This is a genomic window from Amycolatopsis sp. NPDC004747 (assembly GCF_053601335.1).
In genome coordinates, this window is sequence record NZ_JBSGBQ010000025.1 from 134,368 (window position 1) to 152,325 (window position 17,958).

General features: G+C 70.6%; 17 protein-coding genes and 1 pseudogene. 8 read left to right on the forward strand and 10 right to left on the reverse strand.

Features of this window, described 5'->3' with window-relative positions; genetic code table 11:
• Positions 1-67 precede the first annotated feature (67 nt).
• Positions 68-946, forward strand: a complete 879-nt coding sequence (locus ACWEGE_RS33540) for a MurR/RpiR family transcriptional regulator (protein ID WP_449664476.1) — start codon at positions 68-70, stop codon at positions 944-946.
• 121 nt (positions 947-1,067) lie between these two features.
• On the opposite strand, the gene ACWEGE_RS33545 is transcribed toward ACWEGE_RS33540, so the two are convergent.
• Positions 1,068-1,784 carry an ANTAR domain-containing response regulator gene (locus ACWEGE_RS33545; protein ID WP_449664494.1) on the reverse strand — a complete coding sequence of 239 codons (717 nt, stop codon included), beginning with the start codon at positions 1,782-1,784 and terminating at the stop codon, positions 1,068-1,070.
• Between the two features lie 174 nt (positions 1,785-1,958).
• Here ACWEGE_RS33545 and ACWEGE_RS33550 point away from each other — a divergent pair, with 174 nt between their 5' ends.
• A complete protein-coding gene (locus ACWEGE_RS33550) occupies positions 1,959-2,294 on the forward strand; it encodes a DUF3140 domain-containing protein (RefSeq protein WP_449664477.1) in 336 nt (111 codons plus the stop codon).
• Positions 2,295-2,347: 53 nt separating this feature from the next.
• Here ACWEGE_RS33550 and ACWEGE_RS33555 read toward each other — a convergent pair whose 3' ends face one another.
• The 6 genes from ACWEGE_RS33555 to ACWEGE_RS33580 form a co-directional block, all read right to left on the reverse strand.
• Positions 2,348-4,333 carry a glycoside hydrolase gene (locus ACWEGE_RS33555; RefSeq protein WP_449664478.1) on the reverse strand — a complete coding sequence of 662 codons (1,986 nt, stop codon included), beginning with the start codon at positions 4,331-4,333 and terminating at the stop codon, positions 2,348-2,350.
• 124 nt (positions 4,334-4,457) lie between these two features.
• Complete coding sequence (locus ACWEGE_RS33560) at positions 4,458-6,212, reverse strand: glycoside hydrolase family 35 protein (protein ID WP_449664479.1); 1,755 nt, start codon at positions 6,210-6,212, stop codon at positions 4,458-4,460.
• On the reverse strand, positions 6,205-7,758 hold the full coding sequence (gene arfA, locus ACWEGE_RS33565; protein WP_449664480.1) for an arabinosylfuranosidase ArfA: 1,554 nt from the start codon (positions 7,756-7,758) through the stop codon (positions 6,205-6,207). The genes ACWEGE_RS33560 and arfA overlap by 8 nt, the downstream gene beginning before the upstream one ends.
• Positions 7,755-9,095: an ABC transporter substrate-binding protein gene (locus ACWEGE_RS33570; protein WP_449664481.1), complete on the reverse strand. Its 1,341-nt coding sequence runs from the start codon at positions 9,093-9,095 to the stop codon at positions 7,755-7,757. Before ACWEGE_RS33570 ends, arfA begins: the two co-directional genes overlap by 4 nt.
• A gap of 32 nt (positions 9,096-9,127) precedes the next feature.
• Positions 9,128-9,991, reverse strand: coding sequence for a carbohydrate ABC transporter permease (locus tag ACWEGE_RS33575; RefSeq protein WP_449664482.1), 864 nt, complete (start codon positions 9,989-9,991; stop codon positions 9,128-9,130).
• Between the two features lies 1 nt (position 9,992).
• Positions 9,993-10,922 (reverse strand): carbohydrate ABC transporter permease, encoded by a 930-nt coding sequence (locus tag ACWEGE_RS33580; RefSeq protein ID WP_449664483.1) that lies wholly within the window; start codon positions 10,920-10,922, stop codon positions 9,993-9,995.
• A 112-nt stretch (positions 10,923-11,034) separates the two neighbouring features.
• Between ACWEGE_RS33580 and ACWEGE_RS33585 the strand changes: the two genes are divergently transcribed.
• Positions 11,035-12,087 (forward strand): LacI family DNA-binding transcriptional regulator, encoded by a 1,053-nt coding sequence (locus tag ACWEGE_RS33585; protein WP_449664484.1) that lies wholly within the window; start codon positions 11,035-11,037, stop codon positions 12,085-12,087.
• A gap of 427 nt (positions 12,088-12,514) precedes the next feature.
• Entirely contained in the window at positions 12,515-12,697 is a 183-nt protein-coding gene (locus ACWEGE_RS33590) for a hypothetical protein (RefSeq protein WP_176175443.1), read from the forward strand.
• Here the strand turns inward: ACWEGE_RS33590 and ACWEGE_RS33595 are convergent.
• Positions 12,675-13,310: a DsbA family oxidoreductase gene (locus ACWEGE_RS33595; protein ID WP_449664485.1), complete on the reverse strand. Its 636-nt coding sequence runs from the start codon at positions 13,308-13,310 to the stop codon at positions 12,675-12,677. The genes ACWEGE_RS33590 and ACWEGE_RS33595 overlap by 23 nt on opposite strands.
• A gap of 73 nt (positions 13,311-13,383) precedes the next feature.
• On the opposite strand from ACWEGE_RS33595, the gene ACWEGE_RS33600 reads away from it, so the two are divergent.
• The gene (locus tag ACWEGE_RS33600) at positions 13,384-13,983 is read left to right on the forward strand and encodes a QsdR family transcriptional regulator (RefSeq protein ID WP_449664486.1); all 600 of its coding nucleotides are present in this window, start codon (positions 13,384-13,386) and stop codon (positions 13,981-13,983) included.
• 198 nt (positions 13,984-14,181) lie between these two features.
• Positions 14,182-15,111: a bis(hydroxyethyl) terephthalate hydrolase gene (gene bdeA / locus ACWEGE_RS33605; protein ID WP_449664487.1), complete on the forward strand. Its 930-nt coding sequence runs from the start codon at positions 14,182-14,184 to the stop codon at positions 15,109-15,111.
• On the opposite strand, the gene ACWEGE_RS33610 is transcribed toward bdeA, so the two are convergent.
• Positions 15,081-16,082 carry an NAD(P)-dependent alcohol dehydrogenase gene (locus ACWEGE_RS33610; RefSeq protein WP_449664488.1) on the reverse strand — a complete coding sequence of 334 codons (1,002 nt, stop codon included), beginning with the start codon at positions 16,080-16,082 and terminating at the stop codon, positions 15,081-15,083. The two genes, bdeA and ACWEGE_RS33610, sit on opposite strands and share 31 nt — an antisense overlap.
• An 89-nt stretch (positions 16,083-16,171) precedes the next feature.
• Between ACWEGE_RS33610 and ACWEGE_RS33615 the strand changes: the two genes are divergently transcribed.
• Positions 16,172-16,825, forward strand: coding sequence for a TetR/AcrR family transcriptional regulator C-terminal domain-containing protein (locus tag ACWEGE_RS33615; RefSeq protein ID WP_449664489.1), 654 nt, complete (start codon positions 16,172-16,174; stop codon positions 16,823-16,825).
• Between the two features lie 44 nt (positions 16,826-16,869).
• Positions 16,870-17,862 carry an LLM class flavin-dependent oxidoreductase gene (locus ACWEGE_RS33620; RefSeq protein ID WP_449664490.1) on the forward strand — a complete coding sequence of 331 codons (993 nt, stop codon included), beginning with the start codon at positions 16,870-16,872 and terminating at the stop codon, positions 17,860-17,862.
• Position 17,863: 1 nt separating this feature from the next.
• On the opposite strand, the pseudogene ACWEGE_RS33625 reads toward ACWEGE_RS33620, so the two are convergent.
• A pseudogene (locus ACWEGE_RS33625) lies at positions 17,864-17,958 on the reverse strand (fasciclin domain-containing protein); the annotation flags it as partial.

Here is a 17,958-nt window from a genome sequence, read left to right on the forward strand (position 1 = left end):
GAAACTGCAATGTTTGTTGCAAAACTCGGTGGGTTACGGTTCACCCGACCTGAGGGGAGGCGCCGAGGTGGCGGAGACCGACGACGGTTTCGAGGCGTGGCTGCGCGACCGGCTGCCCGAGCGCGGCCTGCGCCCGAAATCGGCCGCCGTGCTGGAAGTCCTGGTGTCCCAGCCACGGCGGGCGTCGTTCGGATCGACGGCCGAGCTGGCCCAACTGGCCGGCGTCAACGTCGCGACGGTGACGCGCACGGCCCAGGCGCTGGGCTTCGCCGGCTGGCCGGCGCTGCAGCAGGAGCTGCGGGCCCGGTACCTGTCGTCGCTGAGCGCACCGCAGGTCGCGGAGGAGCACCGCGGCGTCGACTCACCGGGTTCGGCGTCGCTGCGGCGCGACCTCGACAGCCTCGCGCTGCTGAACCGGCGGTTCGACGAGCCGGTGCTGCGGACGGTCGCCCAGGCGATGGCGGCGGCCCGCCGCACACTGGTGATCGCGGACGGAAGCTACGCGGCGGTGGGGATCGCGCTCGCGCACAACGCGCGCTTGGCGGGCTACGACGTCCACGCGATCACGGCGGGCGACGCGGAACTGGCCAACCAGACGGCCAAGCTGACGGCGGACGACGTCCTGGTGGCGATCAGCTTCTGGCGCCTGTACGAGAGCACGGTCCTGGCGGCGAACGAGGCCCGGCATCGCGGAGCGCGGGTCTTCGCGATCACGGACGCGGCCAGCCCGGCCCTGGCGGAAGCGGCGGAGCAGGTGCTGCTGGTGCCGGCGGAGGGCGTGACGTTCTTCCCGTCGCTGACCGCGGGGATGGCCCTGGTCCAGGCGATCGTGGCCCAGCTCGCGGCGGTGGACCCGGCGCGCACGAGCGCGTCGATCGAGGCGGCGGAGGCGATGTGGTCCCGCTTCGACCTGCTGCACCGGCGGCCGAGCGCGAAGTCCGGCTGACCGGAACCCGCGCATCGACCGGTCCGGACTGCCCGGGAACACCCGCGATGTGGTCCCGGCCCAAGCCGGCTCAGACCGTTGCGGGCGCGACCGAACCCGCCCGCGCCCGCAAAATCCCTGCTCAGTGCCCCCGGTCCGCCGAGCTCATTCGCTTCGTGAACCGGGCCGCCACGTCCCGCAGCTTGATGTTCGTGTGCTGGGACTCCACGATCAGCCGGTGCATCGCCGCGTCCTCGTTGACCCGGTGGATCAGCATCAGCATGCCCTTGGCCTGCTCGATCACCGCGCGCGTCTCCATGGCGTTGCGCAGCTCGTCGGCCAGCCTGCGGGCCTCGCGGTAGCGGCGGGTCAGCCTCAGCACCGTCTCCACGCACAACGTGAACAGCCGCAGCACCTTCGTGTCGAACTCGTGGTAGCCGTGCGTCTCGAAGCCGAACAGCGTGATCGCGCCCACCAGCGTGTCGTCCACCCGCAGCGGGACCGCCAGGTAGCTGCCCACGCCGAGTTCCTTCGCCGCCGCCACGAATTCGGGCCACTGGTCGCCCGTCTCCGCGACCGCCACCCGCACGACTTCGCCGGTCAGCGCCGCGAGCAGGCCCGGACCGTCGCCCGCCGCGTACTGGACGTCGTCGATGCGCCGGGCTCGCTCGTCGGTGAAGGCCGCCGTCTGGGTCACGCCGTCGCGGACGACCATGATGCTGGCCAGGTCCGCGTCCGGGACCACCCGGACCGCCTCGCCGCAGACCGCGTCGAGCAGACCGGGCGTGTCGGACATCGATTCGAGGACCCCGACGAGATCGGCCAGCACGGCGTTCAGCTCGTCGACCCGCTCCGCCATGCCGTCGCCAGTGGTCGGCAAGGCCCACCCCTCCCATGCGTCAAGCGGCGAGCACGGGGAAGAGCTCGCCAGCAGCGTCAACAGAGACCACCGCTGGCGTTTCAACGGGTCCGGAGGAATTCTACCGGCCACCGGCCCCGGTTTGACGTCGGCCGCGCCGGGTAGCCGCCGAACATGGACAATCCGGCTGTTGACGACGAGCTGTGGGCGGAGTTCCACCGGGTGGTGAACATGACCTCGCGCGAGCTGGAGGACTGGCTGCGCACCCGCGACGCGGGCCCGGAGACCGAACCGCTCCCCGACGAGGCAGGCCCGCCCACGGGCAACGAAGTGCTGGCCATCCTGCGCAAGCGCAAGTCCGACGTGGACCACCGCGACGCCGACGTGATGCGCAGGGTCGTCGACCGGGTGCACGCCCAGCGCCGCGACGACCTGGAGCCGACGGCGGGCGAGGCCCACTGGCGCCACCGCCTGATGTCGATCGGCCACGACCCGCTCAAACCGGCGTGACGCGCTGAAGGCCACCACCGGCGGGCCGGTGGTGGCCTTCAGTCGTTCCCCGGTCAGCCGGCGATGGCCTGCCAGCGCTGGTTGGGCCCGTTGGTCGGCTTGTACAGGCCGATCCGGGCCCCGTCGTCACGGGACTCGCCGATGACGTCGAGCAGCTGCCCGCTCGCCGCGTTGACGAACGTCCAGGTGCCGTCGCCGGTGGTGGACAGCGTCCACTGGGCCGCCGGGTCGCACGTGCCCGCCGCGGCCAGCGTCACCGCGCCGCCGGCCGTGCCGAGCACCTGGCCCGTGCCCGCGTTGGTGATGGTGAACCGGTCGCGGTTGCCGTAGCGGCCCGTGCGGTCGGTGAGCGTCCAGCGCTGCGCCGCCGCCGAGGCGTCGGTCGTGCGCTGGACCAGCGAGCCGTTCTCCGCCGCCAGCGACTTGCCGCTCTGCACGCCGGTGAAGGTGAACGGCTTGCCCGAGCCGATGCCCGTGCCGGCCGCCGTCGCGGAGACGCCGTCGACGAGGAACGTCGTCACCGAGCGTGCCGGCACCCGCAGCGTGACCTGCGAAGACGTCACCTTCACGGGCTTGCCCCGCTTCAGCGCCCCGGTGACGTCGGTGACGACCGGCGTCACCGACGCGCCGGTCCGGACGCTCCGGAAGCCGGACAGGTCCAGCGTGACGTCCTGGGCGTCCGTGCCCGCGTTGGTGTGCACGACCGTCGCCAGGTCCTCGCCGCGCATCGCCACCGTCGAGGCGGTGTCGTTCACCCCGATCAGCCGGTCACCCGGACGGATGTAGTGGGTGAAGTTGCGCATCGTGTTGAACTTCGTGTTCGTCCTGATCCGGCAGGTCTGCAGGGTGGCGTTCTTCGGGCAGTCGAACGGGACCTGGATCTCGCCCCAGTTCATCCCGGCCGCGGACTCGCCGCCCGGCTTCATGTTGTTGTAGTCCTCGATCGGCTGCCAGCTGACCCACGCGCTCGGCTCGAGCAGCCGCAGGTCGTCGGTGATCTGCTTGGCCATGCCGAGGCCGGGGTCCATGTCCGTGAAGTCCTGCCGGTCCAGCCAGCTGCCGCCGACCTCGCTCATCCACAACGGCTTGTCCGCGCCCTTGGCCAGGTCGCGCGGGACCGGCCGGTTGCCGGTGCCGTAGGCGTGCACGTTGAGCCGGCCCGCCGCGGCGCGGGCGTCGGCCGGCCAGCCGCTCCAGTCCGCGGCGAAGATGTCCGGGTTGGTCTCGTCGGGCGCGGAGACGATCGCCCGCGAGCCGGCCGCCTTCAGCGCCGCGGCCATCGCCGGGATCAGCTGCGCCTGGACCGACGGCCCGATGTGCGCGCCTTCCTGCCGCCCGCCGGTCGGGTTGCCGTCGGCACCCAGCGTGGTCTTCCAGTAGTTCGTGTTCGGCTCGTTCATCGGGTTCACCGAGGCGAACTTGATGCCGTGCGCCTTTTCGAGGGTCCGCACCACCTGCGTCAGGTAGGCGGTGAAGTCGCCGATCTTGTCGGCGCGCAGCTGCTCGTCGGTGGCGGTGAAGCCGCCCGAGACGTAGCCGGACACGGTCTGGAAGTACGGCGGCGAGTTGCTGAACGCCTCCCACTTCGTGACGCGGTTCTTGATCTTGTCGACCCACCAGCGCTGGTTCGGGTCGGCCTTCGGGTCGAACTCGGCCGGGTCGCCGGGTGTCCACCAGTCCTTGTCGGCGCGGGTGGTGCCGGCCGGGGCCTGCCACCAGCCCGGGACCGCGGCACCGGCGCGCAGGTACGCCGGGACGTCGGGGGCGTTGCCGCCGCCGACGTTGAACCGGGCGATGTTCAGGTTCAGCCCGTCCGGCCCGAAGACCAGGTCCGCCAGCTTGTTCCGGACGGCGTCGGGGTAGCCGCCGGTCGCCTCGGCCATCCACGCGAGGCTGGCGCCCCAGCCGTCGAACGGCTGCTGCCGGTAGGTCGGGTCCGGCTTCACCGTGACCGTGGTGGCGGCTTCCGCCGGCGCGGCCGCCAGGCCGGTCGCGACAATCGGTACACAAAGGACGGTGAGCAAACGCCGCAAGTTCATCGTCGAACTGCCCTTCGCTTCGGTGGGGACTGGTTCAGAACCTTGTTCAGCCGTCGGCCGGCGCGAGAGTCACCTCGGGCGGATTGCCTGCGGCCCGTAGCGCCGTCCTAACCAGAACAAGGTTCTAGGCCTCGGTGTGGCCGAGCAGCGGCCGCGGCACGAACCGGGCCGCGGGGTCGAGCATCGTGCCGAGTTCCAGCACGACCAGTTCGTTGGCACCGGCCCGGACCACCGGGCGCGGCACGTACAGCGTCCGTTGCGGGCCGCGCCGCCAGTACCGGCCGAGCGCGAACCCGTTGAGCCAGGCCACGCCCTTGCCCCACTCCCCGGTGTCGAGGAACAGGTCGGCGGGCTCGTCGACATCGATGTCGGCGCGCAGCAGCACCGGACCCGCCACCGCGCCGTCGACCGGCTCGGGGACCGGGGGCCGCAGCGAAGGCAGCGCGGCCAGGTCGAACGGCAGCACGTCCCAGCCGGCCAGCGGCTCGCCGTGCAGCGACGCCCCGCCGATGATGCCCTTCGCCTCGCCGATGCGCGGCCCGTAGTCGACGCGGCCCTGGTCCTCGACCAGCACCAGCAGCTCGCCCCGGGCGCGCGGCAGCGGGATCGCCCGCTCGTGGTGGTCCCGGCTGAGCGTGCCGACGAGGTCGCCGTCGAAGAAGACCGTGGCCCGGTCGCGGACCTCGCCGAAGGTCAGCACCCCCGGCCGGTCCCCCTCGACGGCCGTGCGCAGCAGCGCGAGCTGCGGCATCGGCGTCAGGTCGTCGAAGGACGGCAGCTCCTCGTGGAACTCCCAGGTGCCCCAGCGTTCCGGGGCGTCGAGCAGCCGCACCGGGTCGCCCAGCGCGCCGGACGGCGTCGGCGCCGGCCGGGCCGGCGGCGGGACGGTGTCGGGCACCTTGTGGTAACGGGCGATCACGTCGCGGAAGGCGTGGTACTTCGGCGTCGGGTCGCCGGCTTCGTCCAGCGGCGCGTCGTAGTCGTAGGAGGTGATCAGCGGCTGGTAGACGCCCTTGTCGTTGGCACCGTTGGTGAGGCCGAAGTTGGTGCCGCCGTGGAACATGTAGAGGTTGACCGAGGCGCCCGCGGCGAGCAGCGCGTCCAGCTCCGCCGCCGAGTCCGCGGCCGGCGTCGTGTGGTGGTGCGCGCCCCAGTGGTCGAACCAGCCGTTCCAGAACTCGCTGCACATCAGCGGCCCGGTCGGCTGGTGCTCCCGCAGGACGGCCAGCCGCGCCTCGGCGCCGGAGCCGAAGGACGCGGTGCGGTGCAGGCCGTCGAGGCTGCCCGCGGCCAGCATTTCCGGGGTCGGCTGGTCCACTGTGGTCAGTGGCACGGTGACGCCGGAGTCGCGCGTGTGCTCGGCGAGCGCTTTCAGGTACCGCTTGTCGTCGCCGAAGGCGCCGTACTCGTTCTCCACCTGGACCAGCAGCACCGGCCCGCCCCGGTCGATCTGGTGCGGGACGACGACCTCGTACACCTTGCTCAGGTAGTCGCGGACCGCGTCGAGGTACTTCGGCTCGTACCGGCGCACCCCGACCGACGGGTCGCGGAACAGCCAGGCCGGCAGCCCGCCGTTGTCCCACTCGGCGCAGATGTACGGGCCGGGCCGCACGATCGCGTACATCCCGGCCTCGGCGACGAGCCGCAGGAAGCGGTCGAGGTCGAGGCCGCCGGACAGGTCGAACACGCCCGGCTCGGGGGCGTGCGCGTTCCACGCCACGTACGTCTCGATGGTGTTGAGCCCCATCCGGCGGGCCTTGTCGATCCGGTCGGCCCACAGGTCCGGGTGCACCCGGAAGTAGTGCAGGGCACCGGACAGGATGCGGAACGGGCGGCCGTCGAGCAGGAAGTCGTGCTCCCCGATGGCGAACTCAGGCATCCGGGCCCGCCTGCGGGGTCAGCTGGAGCACGGTCCAGGACAGCGGTGGCAGCGTCACGGTGATGGTGGTCCCCCCGGGATCGGACGTCGCGACCGTGCCGGGTAGCGGCACCGGCCGGACCGGTTGCGAGTCGGCGGTGTTCACGGTGTGGCGGGTCTCGCCGTCCGGTGTGGTCAGCGTTTCGGCGGCGTACACGCCGAAGCGGGCACCGCGCAGGCGGATGCGCACCTCGGTCGGCGACGCCGTGGCGCGGTTGGTCAGGAACACCGCCCCGCGGCCGGAGTCCTCGACCGTCGCGGCGACGTCGACGAGGCCGACTTCGCCGTGCTGCGCGGTGCGCAACCGGTCGCCGTCGACGGCCAGGCGCAGGCTCGCCCCGCCGGCCAGCGAAGCCACCTGCCGGAACGGGTGGAACGTCGTCTGCCGCCACGCCGGGCCACCGGGCTCGGAGCGGATCGGCGCGATGACGTTCACCAGCTGCGCCTGGTTCGCCATGGTGACCCGGTCGACGTTGCGCAGCAGCGAGCTCAGCAGCGAGCCGACGACGACCGCGTCGGTGACGTTGTAGGTGTCCTCGATGATCCGCGGGTGCTGCCGCCAGCCGCCCTCGGCGAGCTTCGCCTGGTCGACCTCGTTCCAGCGGCGCAGGTCCCAGACGTTCCACTCGTCGACGCTGATCCCGATCTTCTTGTCGAGCCCCAGCTCGGCCAGCGTTTCGTCGATGACGCCCGCCGTCGTGCGGATGTAGCGGTCCAGCGCGGCCGCGCTGGCCAGGTAGCTGTCGGTGTCGCCGTGCAGCTCCTGGTAGTAGGCGTGCAGCGAGATGTGGTCGACCAGCTCGGCGGTGTGGCGCAGCACCGTGCGCTCCCACGAGCCGAACGTCGGCATGTCGGCGTGCGAGCTGCCCGCGACGACCAGCTCGACGCCGGGGTCGATCATCCGCATCAGCCGCGCGGTCTCCGCGGCCAGGCGGCCGTACTCGTCGGCCGTCTTGTGGCCGATCTGCCACGGGCCGTCCATCTCGTTGCCGAGGCACCACAGCTTGAAGCCGAACGGGCGGTCGGCGCCGTTGGCTCGCCGCCGCTCGCTCAGTTCCGTGCCGCCGTCGATGTTGCAGTACTCGAGGACGTCGGCGGCTTCCTGGATGCCGCGGGTACCGAGGTTGACGGCGTACATCACCTCGGTACCCGCGGCTTCGGCCCACGCGACGAACTCGTGCAGGCCGAAGCGGTTGGACTCGACGCTGTGCCACGCCGGGTCCAGCCGGGCCGGCCGCGATTCGACCGGCCCGACGCCGTCTTCCCAGCGGTAGCTGGAAACGAAGTTGCCACCGGGGTAGCGGAGCACGGTCGGGCCGAGTTCCCGGACCAGCTCCAGCACGTCGCCGCGGAACCCGCGATCGTCCGAAGTGGCGTGTCCGGGCTCGTACAGCCCGGTGTAGACCGACCGGCCCATGTGCTCGACGAACGAGCCGAAGAGGCGACGCGGGACCCGGCCGATGACCTGGGCAGGGTCACCGACGTCACCTTCGATGTGGACGGTCATCCGGCGCTGACCGTGAAGCCCTGCTGGTTGCCGTAGTCGACGATGGCCTGCTGCCAGGCCGCCAGCCCGCCGTCGAGCCCGCTCGCGTTCACGTACGCCTTGCCCGCGGTGTCGCTGAAGACGCTGTTGGCGTAGGTCTGGTACGGCAGGTAGGTCCAGCCCGGGGCGACGTCCTTCGACGCCTGGGTGAGCACCTGGTTGACCTTCTGGCCGCCGAAGTACGGCAGGGCCTCGTCGACGAACGCGGGCGCGGTCAGGTCGGCCGTGGTGGACGGGAAGCCACCGCTCTTGATGAACGGCTGGACACCGCCGGCGTGGTTGAGCCAGCGCACGAAGCCCGCGGCCAGCGCCGGGTTCTTGCTCTGCTTGACCACCGACTGCGCGCTGCCGCCGTTCTCCGCGGTCACCGCCTTGCCGTCGTAGGTCGGCATCGGCGCGACCGCCCACTTGCCGGCGCCACCGGGCACCGACGAGATGAAGTTGCCCGGCATCCAGGCGCCGGTGACCAGGGAGGAGATGGTGCCGTCGCCGAGGGCGCGGAACCAGTCGTCGGACCACTCCTTGACCGGGGCGAGCAGCTTGCCCTGGATCAGCTGGTCCCACATCGCGGTCCACTTCTTGGTGCCCGCGTCGCCGAAGTCGACCTTGACGTTCCGGCCGTCGACGGTGAACGGGCGCCCACCGGCCTGCCAGATCATGCTCAGCACGAAGCCGGGGTCACCGGTGTCCGAGGTGATGTACTTGGTGGGGTCGGCGGTGTGCAGCTTCTTCGCCGCGTCGACGTACTCGGCCCAGGTCTTCGGCACGGCGATGCCGTTCTTGTCGAAGACCTCCTTGTTGTAGAACAGCGCCATCGGGCCGGAGTCCTGCGGCAGGCCGTAGATCCCGTTGCCGTTCTTCACCTGCGCCCACGTCGAGGCGCTGTAGTCCTTTTCGAAGGAACCGAACCCGAACTGGTTGAGGTCGGCCAGTGAGTCGGTCAGCGCGAACTGCGGGAGCGCGTAGTACTCGATCTGGGCGACGTCGGGAGCACCCGAGCCGGCCTTGATCGCGTTCTGCAGCTTGGTGTACTCCTCCTTGTTCGTGCCCGCGTTGACGTAGTTGACCTTGACGTTCGGGTACTCCTTCTGGAACGCGGCCACCTGGTCCTTGGCGGACGGGGTCCAGCTCCAGTAGGTGATCTCGCCGCCGGCCTTCAGCGCGGCGTCGACCGAATCCTGCGTACCGGTGGCGGCGGCGGGAGCGGAGGGCGAGCCCCCGGACGAACAGCCGACCGCCAGCGCGGCGGCCAGCGCGATGGCGGCGGCCGCCTTCACGCGGGTGCGGATCTTTGACATCGAGTGTCCCTTCACGGCGGTGTGACGGCGGGTTACTGCTTGACGCTTCCGGCGCTCAGCCCGGACTGCCAGAACCGTTGCATGAGCAGGAAAGCGACGACGAGGGGGATGATGGTGAGCAACGACCCGGTGAGGACCAGGTTGAAGATCGGCTGGGCGCCGGCGCCGTTGGCCTGTGCGCTCCACTGGTTGAGCCCGACGGTCAGCGGGTACCACTTCGGCTCGCTGAGCATGATCAGCGGCAGGAAGTAGTTGTTCCACGTCTGCACCATCGTGAACAGCGTGACCGTGATGATCCCGGGGACCAGCTGGCGCAGCGTCACGGTGAGGAAGATCCGGATCTCGCCGGCACCGTCGATCCGCGCCGCTTCCAGCAGCTCGTCGGGGATCGCGTCGGCGGCGTAGACCCAGATCAGGTACAGGCCGAACGGGCTGATCAGCGACGGGATGATGACCGCCAGCGGCGTGTTCGTCAGCCCGAGCTTGCTGAACATCAGGAACGTCGGCACGGCCAGCGCCGTCGGGGGCACGGCCACCGCCCCGAGGACGATGGCGAACACCGCGCGGCGGCCGGGGAAGCGGTACTTGGCCAGCCCGTACCCCGCGGCCGTCGCGAGGATCGTCGCGCCACCGGCGCCGACCACGACGTACAGCAGGGTGTTGCCGAGCCAGCGGAAGAAGATGCCGCCGTTGTAGGTGAACGTCTGGCCGATGTTGTCGAACAGCGCGAACGTGTCGCCGAAGGACAGGCCCGACGTCGAGAACAGGGACGGCTGGGTCTTGGACGCGTTGATCACCAGCCACACCAGCGGAACCAGGGTGTAGATCAGGTACAGCGCCATGAAGCCGGTGAGGACACGCGACTTGCGGGGCTTGGTTATCGAGAAGGTGGCCACGTCACATCTCCTTCCGGGAGCCGCGCAGCTGCACGACGTAGGCGATGACCGCGGTGATCACGCCCATCACGATCGCGACGGTGGCGGAGTAGTTGTACTGCTGCCCGTTGAAGGAAAGGTTGTAGGCGTACATGTTCGGCGTGTAGAACGTCCCGATCGTGTTCGGCACCAGGTTGCGCATGATGTTCGGCTCGTTGAACAGCTGGAAGCTGCCGATGATCGAGAAGATCGTGGCGACCACGATGGCGCCCCGGATCGCGGGGAGCTTGACGGACAGGATCGTGCGGAACGTACCGGCGCCGTCGATCGCGGCCGCCTCGAACAGTTCCTTGGGGATCACCTTCAGCGCGGAGTAGAAGATGAGCATGTTGTAGCCCACGAACTCCCACGTGACGATGTTGCCGATCGACGTCAGCAGCCAGTCCGGCGACAGCGGTTTGATCGAGTCCGTGCCCAGCAGGTGGTTCAGGTCCGCGGCGAGTCCGAAGTGGTCACCGTAGATGAAGCCCCACATCAGCGCGGCGACCACGGCGGGCACGGCGTACGGCAGGAAGATCACGATCCGGAAGAAGCCGGCGGCGTGCAGCCGGGCGCTGTCGATCGCCAGTGCCGCGATCAGGGCGAGCACCAGCATGATCGGCACCTGCACGGCGAGGAACACCAGCACCCGCCGGAAGGCCTCCCAGAACTTCGGGTCGCCGAAGACCTGGACGTAGTTGTCGGCGCCGACGAACACCGTGCCGCCGAAGAAGGCCTGGTCGCGGTAGAGGCTGAGCACGAAGGCGTACACGACCGGCGCGATGAAGGTCAGCGCGAACACCAGCATGAACGGGGCGACGAAGAGCCAGCCCCGCCATTTCCGCCGTGGCCGGCGGGCCGCGGGCGCCCGGCGCGAAGGCACCGGGGCGGGCGGAGCCGCTGTGGACGTCATCGTCTCTCCGAGTGATCACGTGCGCCGGGCCCTGGACCCGGCGGAATGTTTACGTCAACATGGACGGCCGCAGAGTAACGTGTTGACGTAAACATGTCCAGGACACCAAGGAGTGACCGTGCCGCGCCAGACAGCGACGTCATCCGCACCCGGCCCCGCCCGGCGCCGGGGCCCGTCGATGGCGGACGTCGCCCGCGAGGCGGGTGTCTCGGGCCAGACAGTCTCGCGCGTCGCGAACGGCAAGACCAATGTGGACGAAGCCACGCGGGAGCGGGTCCTGGCCGCGATGCGCCGGGTCGGCTACCGGCCCAACAGCGCGGCCCGCGCCCTGCGCAACGGCCAGTTCCGCAGCATCGGCGTGATCATTTCGGCCCTCCCGACGTTCGGCAACAGCCGCACCCTCGACGCCATCGCGGCGGCGGTCGTCAACGAGGGTTTCTCGATCATCCTGATGCCGGTGACGCGCCCGACGCAGGGTGAGGTGACGGGCGCGTTCAGCACGCTGAACGAGCAGGCCGTCGACGGCGTCATCATCCTCATCGAGCAACACCAGCTTGACCAAAGCGAAATCGAACTGCCGCACGGGCTCCCGGTGGTGGTGATCGACTCGAGCGCCCGCTACGACTACCCGGTGGTGGACAACGACCAGGCCGACGGCGCGGCCCGCGCGACCAGCCACCTGCTCTCGCTCGGGCATGCCACGGTGCGGCACATCGCGGGCCCACCGCAGTCGTATTCGGCGGAGCGGCGGCGGAAGTCGTGGCAGGCCACATTGGAGCGTTCGGGCGCTTCCGTTCCACCGGTGCTGGTGGGCGACTGGTCCCCGGAGTCGGGCTACCAGGCGGGCCTGCGCCTGGCGGCGGACCCCTCGGTGACGGCGGTCTTCGCGGCGAACGACCAGATGGCCCTGGGGTTGCTGCGCGCACTGCACGAAACGGGCCGCGCGGTGCCGGCGTCGGTGAGCGTGGTGGGTTTCGACGACATGGAGGAGTCGGCCCACTTCTGGCCACCCCTGACGACGATCCGCCAGTCGTTCGAAGCGGTGGGCCGCCACGCGGTGGAGGCCCTGCTGTCCGAAATCGAGACGGGCACGGAAGCGGGCGAGCCGGTGCTGCTCCCGACGGAACTGGTCATCCGTTCGAGCACCGCCCCACCCCCCGCTTGACCCGAAACTGTCGGTGCTCGCCGGTAGAGTGGAAAACGGGGGGCGCCCCGCGGCGGCTTTCGCGATCAGGCAGGCATCTCGCGTGTCCGGCCGGGCATCTCCCGTGATTGGGCGGGCATCACGTGTGATTGGGCGGGCATCTCTCGTGATTGGGCGGGCATCAGCCCGATGCCCCGGCAATCACGCGTGTCGCCCCTTCAATCACGCGTGTCGCCCCTTCAATCACGCGTGATGCCTCTCCAATCACGCGAACCGAACCTCAGGTGCGCGGACCGACCGGCCGGATGCGCGGACCGGCAGCTTGGAGATGGGTCGTTTCAGCCGGGCGAGGCGGGGGAATTACCGGCCACCAAGCCGGGAACCCCGGTACCCCCAACGTCCCAGTGGCGTGGACCATTCGGCCCCACCCCACGGAAACGAGGCCGTCATGCTCGCCATTCTCGCCGCCGTTCTCTTCGGGCTCGCCCTGCTCATGGAGCTCGCCGGGTTCGGGTTGGGGCCGGTGATCACCACCGGGACCCTCACCACCGCCGGGCTTCTGTGCGTTGCCCTGCACCTGGCCGGGATTGCCACCGACCGGTCGCGGTTCACCCGGCGGCGGCGGCGCTGACCTGCCGCAGCACCTGGGCGAACACCTCCGGCGACTGGGCTCCCGCCACGCCGTAGCGCTGGTCGATCACGAAGAACGGGACGCCGGACGCGCCGAGTGCGCGGGCCTGCTCTCCGTCCGCCGCCACTTCCGCTTCGTAGGCGTCGGACTCGAGCACCGCCCGCGCCTCGGCCGCGTCCAGGCCCGCCTCTTCGGCCAGCGAGACCAGCGAATCGCGGTCGAACAGCGAACGCCGCTCGGTGAAGTGCGCGGCGTAGAACCTGTCCACCACAGCGTCAGCCAGACCGCGTGAAGCCGCGAGGTGGACCAGGCGGTGACCGTCGACCGTGTTGCCCATGTGGACGCCGTCGAGGTGGTACTCGAGGCCGTCGGCGGCCGCTCGCTCCTCCATCTGGGCTTCCATCGCGTCCGCCTCTTCCAGCGTCCGGCCGTACTTCTCGGCCAGCACCTCGCGCGTCGGCCGCGAAGTGCCGCGCGGGAACGACGGGTCGAGCTGGAACGAGTGGTGCACCACCTCGACCTCGACCCCCACCGAGGCGACCGCCTGCTCGAAGCGGCGTTTGCCGAGATAGCACCAGGGACACACCAGATCGGACCAGATGTCTACGCGCACGCCACCCACGCTAACCGAGCCCGCCCCGCGCACTTCAAGGTAACCGGCACCCACCTGCGGCTAGGGTGACGCAGTGACCGTCTCGACCGACGACATCGTCCGGCACGCGGCCCGGCTGCTGATGGCCGGGACGCGCCTCGACCTCGGCCGGATGGCGGCCGAGCTCGGCATCTCGCGCACCACCTTCTTCCGCCGCGTCGGCAACCGCGAAGACCTGATGGGCGCCGCCCTCCGGCTGCTCTCCGACCGGACCTGGCAGCGGGCGCTCGACGGCTGGCGCGCCCGGCACGGCGACGCCGTCCGCACCCCCGACGGCCGGCTGCGCTGCCTGTGGGTCATGGAGGCCTACCGCCGGGAGGTCGCCGGCAGCGAGGGCATGCGCAAGCTGATCGAGGCGGAGTCGACCGTCGCCCTGCGCGTGCTCACCGACCCGCGTGGTGCCGTCCAGCCCGGGCTCGTCGACGCGCACGTCGAACTGTTCCGCAAGGACGTCGAGGCGGCCGGGCTGGTCCCGCTGGTCGGCCTGCCGGACCTGGCGTTCGCGGTCGTCCGGCTCGGCGAATCCTTCCTCTACTCCGACGTCCTCGCCGCCCGCTCGGTGGACCTGACCGTCGCGACGACGCTTGTCGACACCCTCGTGCGGGGCGCCCTGGAGCCGGTCCGGGTGCACTGAGCGACCGCACAGTTCGTCAGCCCACTCCCCCGTTCGGAGGATGTGGAACATTTCGGCAAGGTGTTTCATAGGCGACGAGGAAGCGGTTACCCCGCCTCCCGTCCGCGGCACCTCTTTCCGTTGCCGTGCACCAGTTCTGCCGATCCGCCCGTCTGTGTCCGGGCGCGCTTTCGCCTGCCCGGGGAAAGAGAGCGATCCATGTCCGTACTCACCGGCCCGCCGACGACGTCCGGCTTGCGTGAGAAAATTTCCCGCCGCCACCCGTGGCGCGCCAAGGCCGCCGGCGTGGTGCTGGCCGCCTTGGCCCTGACCACCGCGGTCGCCGCGCCGGCCCCGGCCGCCGCGAACCCCTACGAACGGGGTCCCGACCCGACCACGACCAGCATCGAAGCCACCCGCGGCTCGTTCGCGACGAGCACCGACACGGTGTCGCGGCTGGCCGTCTCCGGCTTCGGCGGCGGCACCATCTACTACCCGACGACCACGACCGCCGGCACGTTCGGCGCGATCTCGATCGCGCCCGGCTTCACCGCCACCCAGTCCAGCATCGCGTGGCTGGGCCCGCGCCTGGCCTCGCAGGGCTTCGTGGTGTTCACCATCGACACCCTGACCACCTCCGACCAGCCCGACAGCCGCGGGCGTCAGCTGCTGGCCTCGCTGGACTACCTGACGCAGCAAAGCAGTGTCCGGTCGCGGATCGACAGCAGCCGGCTCGGCGTCGTCGGGCACTCGATGGGTGGCGGCGGCACCCTCGAAGCGGCGCGCTCACGGCCGTCCCTGCAGGCCGCGGTGCCGCTGACCGGCTGGAACCTGACGAAGAACTGGTCCACGCTGCGGGTGCCGACGCTCGTCGTCGGGGCGCAGTCGGACACCGTCGCGCCGGTGGCGTCCCACTCGATCCCGTTCTACACGAGCCTTCCGTCCACTCTGGACCGCGCGTACCTCGAACTCCGCGGCGCCAGCCACTTCGCCCCCAACTCGCCGAACACGACGATCGCGAAGTACACGCTGTCGTGGCTCAAGCGGTTCATCGACAACGACACGCGCTACGAGCAGTTCCTCTGCCCGATCCCGGGCACCAGCCTGTCCATTTCGGACTACCGGGGCAACTGCCCGCACAACGGCTGAACGCCGAGGGTCACGGCAAGCTTCCCCTTGGCGTGCCCTGATTCGGAGTAAGCGAACGCGGCACGCAGGTCGTCGAACGGGTAGCTCCGGTCGACGACCGGCGTGACCGCGCCGCGCTCCACGAAACCGGCCAGCTCCCGGAGCGCGGCCGCCTTGTCCGCGCAGGCCACCGCATCCGCGAGCACGACCCGCCGCCGCGCGAACAGGCCGGACGCCAGTGCGGCGAAGACGTGCGCCGCGGGCTGCACCCACCGCCCCGCCGGGCCACCGACGGCGACGAACGTACCGCCCGGCGCCAGCACCCGCCGGCAGGCGAACACCGAACGGCCGCCCGCGATGTCCAGCAGGACGTCGTAGCTGCGGCCGCTGCGCGTGAAGTCCTCGGCCCGGTAGTCGAAGACGTGCTCGGCACCGAGCGCGCGCACCATCGAAGCGCTGGCCGAGCCGCAGACGGCGTCCACCCGCGCGCCGAGCGCCCGCGCCAGCTGGACGGCGAAGGTGCCGACGCCACCGGAGGCGCCGTTGACCAGCACCCGCTGCCCGGCCTCGACACCCCGCAGGGCGACCAGAGCCGTCAGCGCCGCCATCGGCATCGCCGCCGCCTGCTCGTGGGTCAGGTTCGACGGCATCGGCGCCAGCAGGTCTTCGGGCACGCAGACGTACTCGGCGTGCGCACCTCGCGGCAGCAGCGCGTAGACGTCGTCCCCGGGCCGGAACCGGGCGCCCGCCGACGAGACCCGGCCGGCCAGGTCGCAGCCGAGGACACCCACCGGCGGACGTCGCAGGCCGAACCCGCCGGTCATCAGGCGGGCCACGTACGGCTGGCCTCTCATGAAGTGCCAGTCGTACGGGTTGACCGAAGTGGCGTGCACCCGGACCAGCACCTCGCCGGGCCCGGGCACCGGATCGGGCACGTCTTCCCAGGTCAAGCTGTCCGGAGGACCGTACGCACGCTGCACCAAAGCCTTCATGACACTCCCTTACGTTGTAAGTCTTACGTCGTAAGGTAGCTCCGCACCGAGCAGCGGGTCAAGGGGCCTTACGCTGTACGATCCACTTCGTGACCACCGAAGCCCGGATCCCGCTGAGCCGGGAGCGCGTGCTGCGGGCGGCCGTCGCGCTCGCCGACGAGCACGGCCTGCGCGCGGTGACCATGCGACGGCTCGCCGAGGACCTCGGCGCCGAGGCGATGTCGCTCTACTACCACGTGGCCAAGAAGGAAGACGTGCTCGACGGGATCGTCGAGGTGGTCGCCGAGGAGATCAACGACGCGGTGGCCCGGGTGGCCCCCGGCCCGGACTGGAAGCAGACGGCCCGGCGGCGCATCCTCGCCGCGCGCGAGGTGTTCCTCCGCCACCGCTGGGCTCCTGGGCTGTTCGGCACGCGTTCGGCGACGAGCATCGCGGTGCTGAAGTACTTCGACGGCCTGGTCGGCCTGATGCGCGAGGGCGGGTTCTCCCACGACCGGATCCACCACGCGCTGCACGCGCTGGGCAGCCGCGCGCTGGGGTTCAGCCAGGAGCTGTTCGACCCCAACGCCGGCGCGTCGGCCGAGGTCCCCGCGGAGCTGGCCGCCCAGCTGCCGAACCTGGTCGGGATGCTGGCCGAGATCGCCCACGACGACCCGGACTCGACCCTGGGCTGGTGCGACGACCAGGCGGAGTTCGAGTTCGGCCTCGACCTCGTCCTCGACGGCCTGGACCGGCTGCGGTAGTCCACCAGCTGGGAAACCCCGCTCGCCAGGGGCAGAATCAAGACGTGTCACGACCTCTGCGGAAGCTCGGCTTCCTGACCATCGGCCTGTTCGACGCGGCCGACCCGCGCCGGGGCCACGAGTCGACGCTGGAGATCATCGAGCTGGGCGAACAGCTCGGGTTCGACAGCGCCTGGGTGCGCCACCGGCACCTGCAGTACGGCATCTCCTCGCCGGTCGCCGTGCTGGCCGCCGCGTCGCAGCGCACCAGCCGGATCGAGCTCGGCACCGCGGTGATCCCGCTCGGCTGGGAGAACCCGCTGCGGCTGGCCGAGGACCTCGCCACCGTCGACCTGCTCTCCGGCGGCCGGCTCAACCCCGGGCTCAGCGTCGGCCCGCCGATGCGCTGGGACGAGGTCAAGCACGCCCTCTACCCGGACACCGCGGACGTCGAGGACTTCTCGTACGGCCGTGTGCAACGGCTGCTGGACTTCGTGCGCGGCGAGCCGGCCACCGGGTTCAGCGGCACCGAGGGGTTCGAGGTGTTCTCCGACCGCGTCCAGCCCCAGTCGCCCGGCCTCGGCGACCGCCTCTGGTACGGCGGCGCGAGCCTGCGCTCGGCGGAGTGGGCGGGCAAGCACGCGATGAACTTCCTGACCAGCAGCGTGGTCAAGGCCGAAGGCGAGAGCACGGACTTCGCCGAGATCCAGCTCTCGCACATCCGGACCTTCCGCGAGCACCACCCCGCCGGGCGCATCTCGCAGGGTCTGGTCGTGATCCCCACCGACAGCGCCACGCCGGAACAGCGGGCGAAGTACCAGGCGTACGCCGAAAAGCGGCTGCCCCGCACCGCGGAGCCGCAGGGTCCCGCGCGGATGCTGTTCTCCCCCGACTTCGTCGGCACGTCCGCGGAAATCGCCGAGCGGCTGCACGCGCACCAGGCGTTCCGCGAGATCGACGAGGTGGCTTTCGCCCTGCCGTTCACCTTCGAACACGAAGACTACGTGCAGATCCTCACCGACATCGCGGAACGCCTTGGCCCCCTGCTCGGACGCTGACCTACTTGTTGGTGCCCGGGGTCAGCACCTTGTCGATCACGAAGACGGTGGCGTTCTTGGTGGGGATGTTGCCGCACAGGATCTTCGCGCCGTTGA

Excerpts from the sequence above, each read along its gene's own strand:
- ACWEGE_RS33550 (WP_449664477.1), top strand. The coding sequence starts at position 1,959 with ATGGACAATCCGGCTGTTGACGACGAGCTGTGGGCGGAGTTCCACCGG.
- ACWEGE_RS33560 (WP_449664479.1), bottom strand. The coding sequence starts at position 6,212 with ATGCCTGAGTTCGCCATCGGGGAGCACGACTTCCTGCTCGACGGCCGC.
- ACWEGE_RS33610 (WP_449664488.1), bottom strand. The coding sequence starts at position 16,082 with ATGAAGGCTTTGGTGCAGCGTGCGTACGGTCCTCCGGACAGCTTGACC.
- ACWEGE_RS33590 (WP_176175443.1), top strand. The coding sequence starts at position 12,515 with ATGCTCGCCATTCTCGCCGCCGTTCTCTTCGGGCTCGCCCTGCTCATG.
- ACWEGE_RS33555 (WP_449664478.1), bottom strand. The coding sequence starts at position 4,333 with ATGAACTTGCGGCGTTTGCTCACCGTCCTTTGTGTACCGATTGTCGCG.
- bdeA (WP_449664487.1), top strand. The coding sequence starts at position 14,182 with ATGTCCGTACTCACCGGCCCGCCGACGACGTCCGGCTTGCGTGAGAAA.
- ACWEGE_RS33545 (WP_449664494.1), bottom strand. The coding sequence starts at position 1,784 with ATGGCGGAGCGGGTCGACGAGCTGAACGCCGTGCTGGCCGATCTCGTC.
- ACWEGE_RS33580 (WP_449664483.1), bottom strand. The coding sequence starts at position 10,922 with ATGACGTCCACAGCGGCTCCGCCCGCCCCGGTGCCTTCGCGCCGGGCG.
- ACWEGE_RS33570 (WP_449664481.1), bottom strand. The coding sequence starts at position 9,095 with ATGTCAAAGATCCGCACCCGCGTGAAGGCGGCCGCCGCCATCGCGCTG.
- arfA (WP_449664480.1), bottom strand. The coding sequence starts at position 7,758 with ATGACCGTCCACATCGAAGGTGACGTCGGTGACCCTGCCCAGGTCATC.